Genomic DNA, 14,212 nt, shown 5'->3' on the forward strand with positions numbered 1-14,212 from the left:
TCACTCGCCCGTCGATGCCGGGCCGCCCCGGAGGCGTACGCCCTGGTCGGGGCCCGCCGAGCGCGAGAGCTTCACTGTGGGAGGTTGCGAGATGCCGCGGACGGACACGGCCCCAGCACGACCGCGTGCCGCCGCGGGCGGTGACGCCAACCGCTGGCTCGTCCTCGTCGTCCTGTGCGTCAGCCTCCTCCTGGTCGCCCTGGACGCGACCATCCTCCACGTCGCCGTCCCCTCGCTCACCGAGGACCTGCGCCCCAGCTCCACCGCGCTGCTCTGGATCGTCGACGCCTACCCCCTGGTCTGTGCCTCGCTGCTGATCCTCTTCGGGACCCTCGGGGACCGGGTGGGGCGGCGCAGGGTGCTCCTCCTCGGCTACGCGCTCTTCGGGGCCGCCTCCGCGCTGGCCGCCCTCGCCACCGAGTCCTGGGTCCTCGTCGCGGCCCGCGCGCTGCTCGGCGTCGGCGGCGCCATGATCATGCCCGCCACGCTCTCCATCCTCCGGACGGTCTTCCCCGACCGGCGGGAGCGCGCCACCGCCATTGGCGTCTGGACCGCGGTCGCCGCGATAGGGGCGGCCACCGGCCCGGTCCTCGGCGGCTTCCTCGTCGAGAACTACTGGTGGGGCTCCGTCTTCCTCATCAACATCCCGCTGATGGCCCTGATCCTGCCGCTCGGCCGCCGCCTGCTCCCCGAATCCCGGGGCGACGGCGACGGACCCTGGGACGTCGTCGGCGCGCTCATGGCCGCGGCCGGCGTCCTCGGCTGCGTCCTCGGCGTCAAGCACGCGGGCGCCGGCGATCCGCCGGCCGTCCTGCCGGCCGCCGGCCCGCTGCTGCTCGGTGCCACGCTCCTCGTCCTCTTCGTGCGGCGGCAGAAGCGGCGCCCGCACCCGCTGATCGACACGGGGCTCTTCTCCCGCGCCGCCTTCACCACCTCGGTCGGCTGCATCGTCCTCGCCATGCTGGCCCTGGTCGGCCTGGAACTCATCGCCGTCCAGTACCTCCAGCTCGTGCTTGGCCTGAGCCCCCTGGAGACCGGTCTCCGGCTCCTCCCGCTGACCTTCGCCGCCATGGCGGCCGGCGCCACCGGCTCGTACACGCTGCGCAGGATCGGGCCGCGCCGGATGGTCGGCTGGGGCTTCGTGCTCACGGCCGGGGCCGTGCTGCTGCTCGTCCTCATGGGGGAGCACGACCGGCCCCTGCTGCTCACGACCGGCTTCGTGCTGCTCGGCTTCGGCCTGCAGACCACGCTCTTCTCGGCATACGAGTCGATGCTCAGCGAGGCGCCGCCGGGGAGCGCGGGCGGCGCGGCGGCGATCGGCGAGACCTCGTACCAGCTCGGCGCGGGCATGGGCATCGCCCTGCTCGGCAGTGTGATGAACGCGGCGTACGCCCCCGGCCTCAGCGGCATTCCCGGGGTGCCCGAAGAGGCGAGCCGGGACGCCGCGAACTCGCTCGGCGAGGCGTACAAGGTCGCGGACCAGCTCGGCGGGGCCGCCGGAAGCGCCCTGCACCAGGCGGCCCGGCACTCCTTCGTGAACGGGCTGCACGTGACGCTCTGCGTGAGCGCGGCGCTGCTGCTCGCCGGCGCGGTGATGGCCAGGCGGCTGCCCCGCGTCATGGAGGCGCCGGTGGACCCGGAGGATCCCATGGACCGGGAGGGCCGGGAGGAGCGGAAGGGCACGGGCGCCGGGAACGCGCCGCCCGTCCTGGACGGACCCGCCGGGGGAGCGGGGGCCGAGCCGCGGGTGCCCGCGACCCGGGAGGCGGCCGAGCACGCCGGCTCGGGGAGGCCGACGCACTGACCCGGTCCGCCGGGAGGTGTCCGGCCGGACCGGCCGGACGGCTCAGCTCTGGTTGAAGAAGCCGTCCTGACCGCGCCGGCCCGTGTCGCTGACGATCCGGGTGTCCGCGGGGGTCAGCAGGAAGACCCGGGTGGCCACGCGCTCGATCGAGCCGCGCAGGCCGAAGGCGAGGCCGGCGGCGAAGTCGACGACCCGCTTGGCGTCGTTCGGCTCCATCGCGGTCAGGTTCACGATCACCGGGACCCCTTCCCGGAACAGCTCGCCGATGCCCCGGGCGTCCCGGAAGCCGTCGGGGGAGACGGTGGCGATCCGCCGTCCCCGCTCCTCGGCCGTGTCCGTGGCCACCCTGACCCGGGGGTCCGTGACCCAGGCGTCGCGGCTCTCGGCACCGTCGGCGTACTCGTCGTCGTAGTAACGCTCGTCGTTGTCCTCGACGAGTCCCAGCCAGGCACTTGCCTTGCGCACCGATCCCATCGACGCCTCCTTTCAGCGCGGTCACTTGTGGTTCCGCATGTCCCCATCGTCGTCCATGATGCGGATCGCGCGCCAAGTGGATAGTCGGCGCGCAGAGGATTCGTGACGGTACTGGTGCAGAACGTGAGGAGCGTTTCCTGGCGTTTCGTCAGAAATCATGCGGTATAGGTGACCTGGCGAGGGGCCATGTAGATGAAAATATGAAAGTCGTGCCGGAAGGGTGACGATGGGCGCGTACGGGCGAACGAGTCCGCTCGTTACGATGCCGCGAGGCCGTTCGACGGTCCTTCGCACGGTCCCTCGCGCGACCTGTCCGCACGGGCTTCCGTGCGGCCCGGCGCGCGGGCCCCGTGCGGCCCTTCGCGGCGCCCAGGCCCACGACTCACGGGGGAGTCCTTGTTCGGAATCGTCAGACCCTGCACGCACCGGCTCACCGAGGGCCTCAGGACCGAGTGGACGGCCCACCTCTGCGGCCTCTGCCTGGCGCTCCGCGCGGACCACGGCCAGTTCGCCCGGATCGTCACCAACTACGACGGCCTCATCGTCTCGGTCCTGACGGAGGCGCAGACCGGAACCGTGACGGACGGGAGGCGCACCGCCGGGCCCTGCCCGCTGCGCGGCATGCGGACCGCGCCGGTGGCCCGCGGCGAGGGCGCCAGGCTCGCCGCCGCCGTCTCGCTCGTCCTCGCCTCGGCGAAGGTGCGGGACCACGTCGCCGACCGGGACGGCCTGCTGGCGCGCCGGCCCGTCGCCGCCGCGGCCCGCCGGGTCGCCCGCTCCTGGGACCGCGCCGGGGCCAGGACCGGCCGCGCCCTCGGCTTCGACACCGCCGTCCTCGTCGACGCGGTCGACCGCCAGACCGGCATCGAGGCGCTCGCCGGTCCCGGCACCCCGCTGCTCGCCGTCACCGAGCCCACCGAGACCGCGACCGCCGCCGCCTTCGCGCACACCGCCGTCCTCGCGGGCCGCCCCGAGAACGCCGAACCGCTCGCCGAGGCCGGCCGTCTCTTCGGCCGCCTCGCCCACCTCCTCGACGCCGTGGAGGACCAGGAGGCCGACGCGGCGAGCGGCGCCTGGAACCCACTCACCGCGACCGGCACCTCCCGCGCGGAGGCCCGCCGGCTCGCCGACGACGCCCTGCACGGCATACGCCTCGCCCTGAAGGACGCCCGGTTCGCCGACGGCAGGCTGGTCCACGTCCTGCTCGCCCACGAGCTGCGCACCTCGGTGGACCGCGCCTTCGGCACGACGGTCTGCTCGCACGGGGACCCGGCCGCCGGCCGGGGACCGGTGCCGGGGAACCCGTACGCGGCCCACGGGCCGGTCCCCGGCAACCCGTACGCCCCCGGTCCCGGTGGCCCCGGCGGTCCTGGCGGCCCCTACGCACCGGGCCCCGGCGGTCCGGGCGGACCCGGCGGACCGTTCCCGCCCGGACCGCCGGACCGGCGCGGGCTGATCGCCGGATGCGCCCTCTGGGTCGGGCTCGCCTGCACCTGCCAGATGTGCTGCGGGACGTACGAGGACCCCTGGAGCCGGCAGCGGCGCGAAGGTCTCTGCGGTCAGTGCGATCCCGGCAACTGCTGCGATTGCTGCGACTGCTGCGGCAACTGTTCCTCCTGCTGCGAGGGGGACGGCTGCTGCGGTTGCGACTGCGGTTGCGACTGCTGACGCCCGGCGGGTCCGCGCCCCCGGCCCGCCCGCCGGGGGGCGTCCGTCGTCCGATCATCCGGAGGGGCGAATTCCGGCCGTTCCCGGCGGGCGGTCCCCACGGGGCTTCCGTACCGGAGCGGAGGCGCGCCGCGCGGGCGGGACGACCCGGGACCGGGGGTGGAGCATGCGCCGTTCCGGGACCGTCAACCCCCTCTGACGCAAGGTGTGTTGGGGCTCACACGGCTGAAAGGCGCCCTTGCGGCGTGAACTCGTCAAGGCCGAGACTCCCCCACAGCGCCGGCCTCCGGGCCGCGCCTCACGGGCCCGGCACCCCACGGCGGGTCCCCGATTCCCCTCGGGAGGAACGAGAAGTGAGGACCATGCGCACCACCCCCACGAGAACGATCCGGACGCTCGCCGTCACCGCCGGTCTCGCCGCCGCCGCGGCGCTCGCCGTCCCCACCGCGAACGCCGACTCCACGCAGCGGACGGGCACCTTCGGCGCCGCCGCCCTCGCGGCGACGAGCGACGCGGTCCGCGCCGCCGACGTGGCCGGCACCGCCTGGCACGTCGACACCGCCACCGGCAAGGTCGTCGTCACCGCCGACTCCACCGTCTCCGAAGCCGGGATCGCCAGGATCAAGCAGCGGGCCGGAGCCAACGCGGCCGCCCTCCGCGTCGAGCGGACCCCGGGCCGCTTCAGCAAGCTGATATCCGGCGGCGACCCGATCTACGCCGACGCCGGCTGGCGCTGCTCGCTGGGCTTCAACGTCCGCGACGGCGCGGGCAACTACTACTTCCTGACGGCCGGCCACTGCACGGACGGTGCCGGGACCTGGTACTCCAACTCCTCCAAGACGACCGTCCTCGGCACCACCGCCGGGTCCAGCTTCCCCGGCAACGACTACGGACTGGTCCGCTACACCAACGGCTCCGTCACCAAGTCCGGAACGGTCGGCAGCGTGGACATCACGAGCGCCGGCAACGCCACGGTCGGCCTGTCGGTCACCCGGCGCGGCTCCACCACCGGCATCCACAGCGGCAGCGTGACGGCTCTCAACGCCACCGTGAACTACGGCGGCGGCGACATCGTCTCCGGCCTGATCCGCACCAACGTCTGCGCCGAGCCCGGCGACTCCGGCGGCCCGCTCTACTCGGGCAGCCGGGCCATCGGCCTCACCTCGGGCGGCAGCGGCAACTGCTCCTCGGGCGGGACGACCTTCTTCCAGCCCGTGACGGAGGCGCTGAGCGCGTACGGGGTGAACGTGTTCTGACGGCCCCCGCGACACACCGGAGCCCCTCCGCGAACCCGTTCGCGGAGGGGCTCCGGCGCGTCAGGAGCGGACCGGGCCGCCCTCACGGGCGGCCGTCCCGGCTCCCGGGGAGCGCTTCAGGGCGGACACCACCAGGGTGACCACCGTGCCGACGACCGCCCAGGCCGAGAGGACCAGCATCGAGGCGGTCATGTGGTTGCCCCTGAAGTACGCGATGGAGCGCGCCGCCCAGGTGCCCGCGCCCGGCGGCAGGACCGGGCCGATCGCCTTCCAGAACGGGGGCAGCATCGGAAACGGGAAGGCGCCGCCGGCGCTGGGGTTGCCCGCGACCACGATCAGCAGGATCGCCAGGCCGATGCCGACGATCCCGAAGACCGACTGGAGGGCGAGGGTGACGGCGCCCACCGCGAAGACGACCAGGGCCCCCAGGCCCCACAGGCCGGCGACACTGCCGGGCAGGGCGCCCAGGACCGGGCCGACGACGATCGCGCCGCCGAGGCCGCCGAGGACCGAGTAGACCGCCAGAGCGCCGAGGCGGATGACCGCGCGCGCCGGGTTCTCGGGCCGGGAGCCCGCGCTGATCGCCAGGATGGCGGCGCAGATGTAACCGCCGACGCACCAGCCGATGACCAGGTAGAAGGACGAGAGCCCGTTGAAGTCCCGCGGGGAGGCCGGGGCCACGTCGACGGTCCGCACCGTCCGCTGCTGGGTCTCCTCCACCGTGGTGATCACGGACCGGAGGACGGTGGAGAGCGCGGTGCCGTTGCCGGAGGCGACGAGCAGGGTGTCGGTGCGGCCCCGGGGATCGACGACGAGGGCGCCGTAGAGGTCCCGGTTCATGATCCGCTTCCGGGCCTCGGCCGCGTCGGTGACCGTTTCCGGGTCGAGCGGCCCGCCGGGAAGCCCCTCCAGCTTCCCCACGAGGGAGGCGGAGACCTGCGGGGGCGCGACCACGCCGAAGGACACGTCCTTCGGCCGCGGGTGGTGCAGGGCCCCGACGTACGAGGCGATGAACAGGAGCTGGAGGGCGAAGACGCCCACGACGAGCAGGGCGGCCCGGGGGGTGACGGCGCTTTTCAGTTCATCGACGAAACTCATGTCCCCACGCTCCGGCCCGGGAGGTCCTTCCGCAGGCGGGCGGCGTCCGAATGGCTGACCGGGAGCACGGTCCGGGGCGGGGGTGCCCGGGGCCGGGCGACCGGGGCGCGGACCGGTGACCGCGCCGCGCCCGGCGCCCCTACACCGGACGACCATGACGGCGCATCAGTTTTTGCCGACCCGTAACTTCCCAGCGGAGGCTACCCGTGCGTAGCTTGGCTGGAGCGCATCCCCACCCGTGGTCCGGGCCGCAGGGCGTCACACCCCACCTCTCCCCTTGAGCCGCAAGGAGATCGCCCGATGCTGCCCTGGAAGCACGCCGTCAGAGCGCTGTCCGTCCTGCTGCTGACCGCCGCCGCCACGCTCGCCCCCACCGCCTCCGCCTCCGCCGCCCCGACCGGGGCCGAGACCGCCGCGGCCGGCCGCGGCTGGAACGACTTCTCCTGCAAGCCCTCCGCCGCGCACCCGCGTCCCGTCGTCCTCGTCCACGGCACCTTCGGCAACTCCGTCGACAACTGGCTGGGCCTCGCGCCGTACCTCGTCGACCGGGGGTACTGCGTCTTCTCGCTCGACTACGGGCAGCTGCCGAACGTGCCCCTCTTCCACGGGCTCGGCCCCATCGCCGCCTCCGCCGGGCAGCTCGCCTCCTACGTCGACCGGGTCCTCGCCGCCACCGGGGCCCCCGAGGCCGACCTCGTCGGACACTCGCAGGGCGGCATGATGCCGCGCTGGTACCTCAAGTTCCTCGGCGGGGCCGGGAAGGTGAACGCGCTCGTCGGCATCGCCCCCGACAACCACGGCACCACCCTGCTCGGACTCACCCGGCTCCTGCCGTACTTCCCCGGGGCCGAGGACCTGATCGGTTCCGCGACCCCGGCCCTCGCCGACCAGATCGCCGGATCGCCCTTCATGACCGCGCTCAACGAGGGCGGCGACACCGTGCCGGGGGTCCGCTACCACGTCATCGCGACCAAGTACGACGAGGTCGTCACCCCGTACCGCACGCAGTTCCTGAGCGGCCCGAACGTCACCAACGTCCTCATCCAGGACAAGTGCGCGCTCGACCTGTCCGAGCACGTGGCCGTCGGCACGGTGGACCGGATCGCCTTCCACGAGGTGGCCAACGCCCTCGACCCGGCCCGCGCGACCCCGACCACCTGCCTCTCCTCGGCCGGCTGACGGGAGCGGTCCCGTGCGCGGCCGGGCCCCTCCGGGGTCCCGGCCGCGTCGCGCGGATCTCCCGGCGGCCGGGGCCGGGCGTTTTCGCCCCGTCGGACCAAGGAGGCCGTCCCCCGATGGCGCAGTGCCACGGGATACGCGCTAATCGTGGTCAAGTGTGCGTTTCTCGCACTTCACGAGACAGCCACGGTGGACACCTCCGGGACGTCCACGAATGGAGCATGCGACATGACCACCGACGCCCCCCACATCCGTCCGGCGGACGACGACATAGGACCGACCGCGCAGAACGCCCCGGGAACGGCCCGGCGGTCGGCTGTCTCCCCGGCGCCCGGCGCGCCCTCCTTCCCCGAACGGCCGGCCCTGCCGCCCGCCGTCCCGGCCGTGACCGTCCTCCCGTCCGCCCCCGCGCACCCCGGCGCCGTTCCGGACGGGGAGGAGCGGTACGAGCGGGCGGCCGGACCGGAGGCGCCGCCGGTTCCGGGAGCACCGGACCCACCGGCGACGGCGGAGGCCCCGGGGGGAGCGACGGTCCACGGGGCCCCGGAGACGACGGCCGGGGAGGCCCCGGCCGCCCCGGAGGACGCCGCCGGGGAGGACTCCGGGCGGGACGGGAGCGTTCGGAACGAGACCGTCCAGGACGGGACCGCGCGGGAGGACTCCGCGCGGGACGGGACCGTCCGGGCCGGGACGGCCCCGGCCGGGGCCGCCCGGGACGAGACCGGGGACGAGGCGGTCCACACGCTCCTGTGGACGGCGGCGACCGAGCGCCCGGTCGACGAGGTCGCCGCGCTGGTGGCCCGGCTGCAGGCCACCGGTGAACTGTCCAGCCCCGCCGACGTGGCGCTCCGCGCGGCCGCCGTCACCCGCCCCCTGGGCGAGGTGCGGGAACTGCTCGCCCTCCTCAACGCGTCGGGGTACGACCTCCGCCAGGCCGAGACCACGCTGCGCGCCGCGGCGGTGGGCCGGCCGATCGAGGACGTGGTCCAGCTCGTCGGCATCCTCGGCGCCGACAGCAGCGACTGGCGGCCCACCGCCGGGACCGCCCCGGAGCGGGAGCCCGGAGCCGGTCCCGAGGACCACGCGCGCCCCGGCGGAAGCCCCGCCCCGGCCGGCGACGCACCGAAGCGCGGCCGGGGTGCCCGGCGGGAGAAGTCGCGCCTGGACGGCGCGCTGGCCGCGGGACCCGGCAGCCACACCGTCTCGCCCGCGCTGCGGTCGGTACTGCGCTGGCCCGCCGCGGCCGCGCTGTTCGCCTGCGGCCTCGTCCACCTGCCGACGGACCTCGCGGCCCTGCGCGCGGGCGGCGACGTACAGACGCTGTCCGTGGTCGTCACCGTGCTCTGCCTGGTGTGCGCGGTGTGGCTCGCGGCCCGGGACACCCTGGCCGTCTGGGCCGCCGCCGCCGGTCTCTCCGGCGCCGTCATCGCGCTCCACGGGGTCGCGAGCGCCCGCGCGGTCGATCTGCTGAGCGGCAGTCTCGGCGCCGCCTTCGCCTGGGCCAAGGCGGCGGCGCTGCTGAGCGCCGTGGCCATCGTCTTCCTGGCCGGCTCGGCGCTGATGCGCCGTACGAGGGCGGCCGGCACGGCGGGCGGCGCCTGACGCACCGGCACTCGTTCGCCCGGACGGCGCGGGCCCGGCGGGAACCGGGCCCGGCACTCCCTACGCCCGGCGGCGCCGGGCGGTCCCGAAGAGGACGGCCGCGCCGATCGCGAGCACGGCGCCGCCGCCGACCGCGAGGTACGGGGTGGTGGAGTCGCCGCCGGTCTCGGCCAGTTCCGTGCCGGCGGCGTGCGCGCGCGTGTCGGGCGCGGTCCGGTGCGAGGGCGCCGAGGAGGCCGGCGCGGGGGCCGCCGTCCCCTCGGCGCCCGTCTTCCGGGTGCCGGTCCCCTCGGCACCCTTCGCCCCGGCGCCGTGCCCGCCGTGCCCGCCGTGCTGGACCGAGGACCGGCCCGCGCCGCTCTCGATCTGCTGGTCGGTGGGCGCGGTGGCACTCGGCGCCGAGGAGCCGTTGTCCTTCCCGAACACGACGTCCGAGCAGGTGTAGAACGCCTCGGGGGAGTCGGACCGCTGCCAGATCGAGTAGATCAGGTGGCGGCCGGACTTCTTCGGGACCGTCCCCTGGAAGACGTAGTCGCCGTTCTGCATCTTCGGGTCGGTCACGGAGACGAACGGCTTCGCCTCCAGGTCCGACCACTTCAGCGGCTTCGACGGGTCGTAGCCGTCCTTCGTCACGTACAGCTCGAACGAGCCCTTGTGCGGGGCCGTCCCCTTGTAGTGGAAGGTGTGCGACCCGGAACTCATGGTGCTCGCCGGCCAGTCGGCCCGCGCCAGGTCGAGGCCCCGGTACGTGGTGTTGCCCGCGCTGCACAGCTTGCCGTCCGGGATGAGCTTGCGGTGCTGCCCGGCCGCGTTCGCGATGTTCACCGCGTTCCAGTCGTAGAACGCCTGCTTCCCGCTCGCCGCCACCGCCGCCCTGCAGGCCGCCGACCGCGGGTTCTCGGGCCCTTCCGCGTAGCAGGTCGAGACCCGGCTCACCGGGTCCGTCATCGACCCGTGCGCGAACGCGGGTCCGGCGGTGAGGCCGGACAGGACCAGCACGGTGCCGGCGGTGACGGCCGCGGCCGAACGGCGAGAGGTCATGGGGGGACAGCTCCTTCACGAGGGGGGCGTGGGGGCGACCGGCGAGCGGGTCGATCAGCAAGCTAGCGGCCCGCAACCGCCGAAAAACCCCCGGAGAGAGGGGAGGGCCGTTTCTTAGGGCCGTTTTAAGGAGCCACTAAGCGACGCCTGAGGAACCCCCCCGGAACAGCGGCCGGGCACCCGGGAACGCCCCGGGGGACGCCCCGCCGACCCGCGCGCCGTCCCCGCCGCCCGGGGCGGCCCCCGCGAGCCGACCCCCTCAGTCCAGGCGCCGGTAGCGCCGTTCCGGGCGACCCGTGCCGCCGTAGCGGAGGGTGACCTCCGCGCGGCCCGTCTCCGCGAAGTACTCCAGGTAGCGGCGGGCGCTGACCCGGGACAGGGCACCCGCCTCGGCGCACTCCGTCGCCGAGAGGCCCTCCGGGTGGGCGCGGAGGACCGAGTCGACCAGGTCGGCCGTGTGGGCGGCGAGGCCCTTCGGAAGTCCGCGGGAGCCGCGCGGGCGGGTGCCGAAGATCTGGTCGACGTCCTCCTGCCGCGCCTCGTCCAGCCCGTCCAGGCGGTCGCGCAACGAGGCGGCGTGGCGGAGCTGTTCGTGCAGCGCGGCCTGGCTGAACGGCTTGATCAGGTAGTGCAGCGCCCCGGCCCGCAGCGCCGAACGGATCGTCCCCGCGTCCCGCGCCGCCGTGATGAAGAGCGCGTCCGTGCCGTGCCCGGCCGCCCGCAGCTCCCGCAGCACCCGGATGCCGTCCATGTCGGGCAGGAACACGTCGAGCAGCACCAGGTCGGGCCGGAGCCGTTCGGCGGCGCGCAGCGCCTCGGCGCCGCTGTGCGCGACCCCGGCCACCGTGAAGCCCGCCACCGCCGACACATAGCGGCAGTGCAGCTTGGCGACCATGAAGTCGTCGTCCACGACCAGCACTTTCGTCACGCCGACCCACGCTAGGTCCCGACCACAACGACCACAACGTCCGTTGGTTGCGGAAGAGAGACAGCTTCTTAACGCGCGGGCAACATGTGGGCCACCTCACCCCCTTCCCCTACCTTCTGAGAGGCGGCACACGTGCGGTTGCGCACCCCCTTCGCCCTCCTCGGGGCGGCGCTGCTCGTGCTGGTGGGACCGCCCCTGCTCAGTCCGGGCAGCGGCGCCGACACCGGCACCCGGATCCCCGGCCTGCGCCTCATGGTCCCCAACACCCCCGGCGGCGGTTACGACATCACCGCCCGCACCGTCGCCAAGAACGCCGAGGAGGCCGGCCTCACCGGCGACGTCGAGGTCTTCAACCTGCCCGGCGCGGGCGGCACCGTCGGCCTCACCCGGCTCGTCGGCGAACGCGGCAACGGCCGCCTCGCCATGTCCATGGGGCTCGGCGTCGTCGGCGCCGTCCACACCAACAAGACCGTCAGGACCCTCGCCGACACCACCCCGATCGCCCGGCTCACCGAGGAGCAGGACATCGTCGTGGTCGGCAAGGACTCCCCGTACAAGACCGTCCAGGACCTGCTCGCGGCCTGGAAGAAGGCCCCGGGCAAGCTGCCCGTCGGCGGCGGCTCCTCGCCCGGCGGCCCCGACCACCTCGCCCCGATGCTGATGGCGCAGGCCGCGGGGATCGCCCCCTCGGACGTCAACTACGTCCCCTTCGACGGGGGCGGCGAACTCCTCGCCTCCATCCTCGGGAACAAGGTCGCCTTCGGCGTCTCCGGCGTCGGCGAGTACCTCGACCAGATCAAGGCCGGCGAGCTGCGCCTGCTCGCGGTCACCGGCCCGAAGCGGGTCCCCGGCCTCGACGCCCCCACCCTCCGCGAGGCCGGTCTCGACACCGAGTTCACCAACTGGCGCGGCATCGTCGCCCCGCCCGGCCTCTCCGACGCCGAGCGCGACCGGCTCGTCACCCTCGTGACCGAACTGCACTCCTCCCCGCAGTGGCGCGCGTCGCTGAAGACCCACGGCTGGGACGACGCCTTCCTCCCCGGCGAGCGCTTCGGCGCCTTCCTCACCGAGCAGAACCGGCGCGTCGCCTCCGTACTCAAGGAGCTGGGCCTGTGAGACCGACCGTTCCCTCCTGGCTGCGCGGGCGTTCCGAACTCGGCGTCGGAGCCCTGCTGTTCCTCCTCGGCGTCCTCGTCCTGGCCGACGCCCTCACCCTCGGCGACACCGCCGGCGGCCGCGGCCCGGTCGGCCCCGCCACCGTCCCCCTCGTCGTCGGCTGCGGCCTCCTCGTCGTCTCCGTCCTCCTCACCGTCGACGTCCTGCGCGGCGGCCGGGGCGAGGCCGAGGCGGGCGAGGACGTCGATCTGACGGAACCCGCCGACCGGCGCACCGTCCTGCTCCTCACCGGCGTCTTCCTCGCCTTCGCCGTCCTCATCGGCCCCGTCGGCTTCCCCGTCGCCGGCGCCCTCCTCTTCTGGGGCGCGGCCCACGTCCTCGGCAGCCGCCACCTCCGCCGCGACCCCCTGATCGCGGCGGCCCTGTCGCTCCTCACCTACGTCGTCTTCGACCGGCTGCTCGGCGTCCCGCTGCCCGGCGGCCCCCTGATGGGAGTGATCTGACCCGTGGATTCCCTGAACTCCCTGATCGACGGCTTCGGGACCGCCCTCACCCCGGTCAACCTGCTCTGGGCCGCCCTCGGCGTGCTCCTCGGCACCGCCATCGGCGTCCTGCCCGGCATCGGCCCCGCCATGGCCGTCGCCCTGCTGCTCCCGGTGACCTACGGGCTCGAACCGACCGGCGCCTTCATCATGTTCGCCGGCATCTACTACGGCGCCATGTTCGGCGGCTCCACCACCTCCATCCTGCTCAACACCCCCGGCGAGAGCGCGGCCGTCGTCGCGGCCATCGAGGGCAACCCCATGGCCAAGGCCGGGCGGGGCGCGCAGGCGCTCGCCGCCGCCGCCGTCGGCCATTTCGCCGGCGGCATGATCGGCACGATCCTGCTCGTCCTCCTCGCGCCGACCGTGGCCGCCCTGGCCGTCGGCATCGGCGCCGCCGACTACCTCGCCCTCATGGTCCTCGCCTTCATCGCGGTGACCTCCGTCCTCGGCTCCTCCCGCGTCCGGGGCCTCGCCTCCCTGCTCATCGGCCTCACGATCGGCCTGGTCGGCCTGGACCCGATGACCGGGCAGCAGCGCCTCACCTTCGGCTCGCTCCAGCTCGCCGACGGCGTGGACGTCGTCATCGTCGCGGTCGGCCTCTTCGCGATCGGCGAGGCCCTGTGGGTCGCCGCGCACCTGCGCCGCACGGCGGGGGAGGCCATCCCGGTCGGCCGTCCCTGGCTGGGCCGGGAGGACCTGCGGCGCACCTGGAAGCCCTGGCTGCGCGGCCCGCTCATCGGCTTCCCCTTCGGGGCGATCCCGGCCGGCGGCGCCGAGATCCCGACCTTCCTCTCGTACGTCACGGAGAAGCGGCTCTCGAAGCACAAGGAGCAGTTCGGCAAGGGCGCCGTCGAGGGCGTCGCCGGGCCCGAGGCGGCGGCCTCGGCCTCCGCGGCCGGCACGCTCGTCTCCATGCTCACCCTGGGGCTGCCCACGACCGCCGTCGCCGCCGTGATGCTGGCCGCGTTCCAGCAGTACGGCATCCAGCCCGGCCCGCTGCTCTTCGAGCGGGAGCCGGAGCTGGTGTGGGGCCTGATCGCCTCGCTCTTCGTCGGCATGGTGCTGCTGCTCGCGCTCAACCTGCCCCTCGCCCCGGTCTGGGCCAAGCTGCTGCGCATCCCGCGCCCGTACCTCTACGCCGGCATCCTCTTCTTCGCCGCCGTCGGCGCGTACGCGGTGGGCGGCGAGGCGTTCGACCTGATCGTCCTGCTCGTCATCGGCCTGATCGGCCTCGGGATGCGCCGCTACGGCCTGCCGGTGCTGCCCGCCGTCATCGGCGTCATCCTCGGCCCGGCCGCCGAGCAGCAACTGCGCCGCGCCCTCCAGATCAGCGACGGTTCCCCGGTCGGCCTGGTGAACACGCCGTTCTCGATCACCGTGTACGCGGTCGTCGCGGTCCTGCTCGCCTGGCCGCTCCTGAGGAGGGCGGCGACCCGGCGCGCCCGGGCGTGAAGGGGGCCGGGGGAGGGGTCGGCGCCCGGTCCGGCCCGCCCCCGAAGGG

12 protein-coding genes are annotated in these 14,212 nt (G+C 74.5%); 8 read left to right on the forward strand and 4 right to left on the reverse strand.

Annotated elements, in window-relative coordinates:
- Positions 1-91: 91 nt before the first annotated feature.
- Positions 92-1,804, forward strand: a complete 1,713-nt coding sequence (locus ACZ6AQ_RS18760) for an MFS transporter (protein ID WP_468760770.1) — start codon at positions 92-94, stop codon at positions 1,802-1,804.
- A gap of 42 nt (positions 1,805-1,846) precedes the next feature.
- On the opposite strand, the gene ACZ6AQ_RS18765 is transcribed toward ACZ6AQ_RS18760, so the two are convergent.
- A complete protein-coding gene (locus ACZ6AQ_RS18765; RefSeq protein ID WP_388693882.1) occupies positions 1,847-2,278 on the reverse strand; it encodes a cell division protein SepF in 432 nt (143 codons plus the stop codon).
- A 396-nt stretch (positions 2,279-2,674) separates the two neighbouring features.
- On the opposite strand from ACZ6AQ_RS18765, the gene ACZ6AQ_RS18770 reads away from it, so the two are divergent.
- Both ACZ6AQ_RS18770 and ACZ6AQ_RS18775 read left to right on the forward strand, forming a co-directional pair.
- Entirely contained in the window at positions 2,675-3,946 is a 1,272-nt protein-coding gene (locus ACZ6AQ_RS18770; RefSeq protein ID WP_468760771.1) for a DUF5685 family protein, read from the forward strand.
- Between the two features lie 353 nt (positions 3,947-4,299).
- Positions 4,300-5,202, forward strand: coding sequence for a S1 family peptidase (locus ACZ6AQ_RS18775; protein WP_468760772.1), 903 nt, complete (start codon positions 4,300-4,302; stop codon positions 5,200-5,202).
- Positions 5,203-5,262: 60 nt separating this feature from the next.
- Here the strand turns inward: ACZ6AQ_RS18775 and ACZ6AQ_RS18780 are convergent, their stop codons facing one another.
- Positions 5,263-6,300: a YhgE/Pip domain-containing protein gene (locus tag ACZ6AQ_RS18780; RefSeq protein ID WP_468760773.1), complete on the reverse strand. Its 1,038-nt coding sequence runs from the start codon at positions 6,298-6,300 to the stop codon at positions 5,263-5,265.
- A gap of 300 nt (positions 6,301-6,600) precedes the next feature.
- Here ACZ6AQ_RS18780 and ACZ6AQ_RS18785 point away from each other — a divergent pair, with 300 nt between their 5' ends.
- A complete protein-coding gene (locus ACZ6AQ_RS18785; RefSeq protein ID WP_468760774.1) occupies positions 6,601-7,479 on the forward strand; it encodes an esterase/lipase family protein in 879 nt (292 codons plus the stop codon).
- A gap of 228 nt (positions 7,480-7,707) precedes the next feature.
- Positions 7,708-9,081 carry a hypothetical protein gene (locus ACZ6AQ_RS18790; RefSeq protein ID WP_468760775.1) on the forward strand — a complete coding sequence of 458 codons (1,374 nt, stop codon included), beginning with the start codon at positions 7,708-7,710 and terminating at the stop codon, positions 9,079-9,081.
- Between the two features lie 60 nt (positions 9,082-9,141).
- On the opposite strand, the gene ACZ6AQ_RS18795 is transcribed toward ACZ6AQ_RS18790, so the two are convergent.
- Together ACZ6AQ_RS18795 and ACZ6AQ_RS18800 are read right to left on the reverse strand one after the other, a co-directional pair.
- On the reverse strand, positions 9,142-10,122 hold the full coding sequence (locus ACZ6AQ_RS18795) for a lytic polysaccharide monooxygenase (RefSeq protein WP_468760776.1): 981 nt from the start codon (positions 10,120-10,122) through the stop codon (positions 9,142-9,144).
- 259 nt (positions 10,123-10,381) lie between these two features.
- Complete coding sequence (locus ACZ6AQ_RS18800; RefSeq protein WP_388693865.1) at positions 10,382-11,050, reverse strand: response regulator; 669 nt, start codon at positions 11,048-11,050, stop codon at positions 10,382-10,384.
- Between the two features lie 132 nt (positions 11,051-11,182).
- Between ACZ6AQ_RS18800 and ACZ6AQ_RS18805 the strand changes: the two genes are divergently transcribed.
- From ACZ6AQ_RS18805 to ACZ6AQ_RS18815, 3 genes are read left to right on the forward strand one after another with little or no spacing between them, the layout of a single operon-like run.
- A complete protein-coding gene (locus ACZ6AQ_RS18805) occupies positions 11,183-12,166 on the forward strand; it encodes a Bug family tripartite tricarboxylate transporter substrate binding protein (protein WP_468760777.1) in 984 nt (327 codons plus the stop codon).
- Positions 12,163-12,669 (forward strand): tripartite tricarboxylate transporter TctB family protein, encoded by a 507-nt coding sequence (locus tag ACZ6AQ_RS18810; protein ID WP_468760778.1) that lies wholly within the window; start codon positions 12,163-12,165, stop codon positions 12,667-12,669. Before ACZ6AQ_RS18805 ends, ACZ6AQ_RS18810 begins: the two co-directional genes overlap by 4 nt.
- A 3-nt stretch (positions 12,670-12,672) precedes the next feature.
- Complete coding sequence (locus tag ACZ6AQ_RS18815; RefSeq protein WP_468760779.1) at positions 12,673-14,163, forward strand: tripartite tricarboxylate transporter permease; 1,491 nt, start codon at positions 12,673-12,675, stop codon at positions 14,161-14,163.
- The last annotated feature ends 49 nt before the right edge of the window (positions 14,164-14,212 follow it).

The sequence above is a fragment of the Streptomyces sp. NPDC041191 genome, assembly GCF_055591945.1.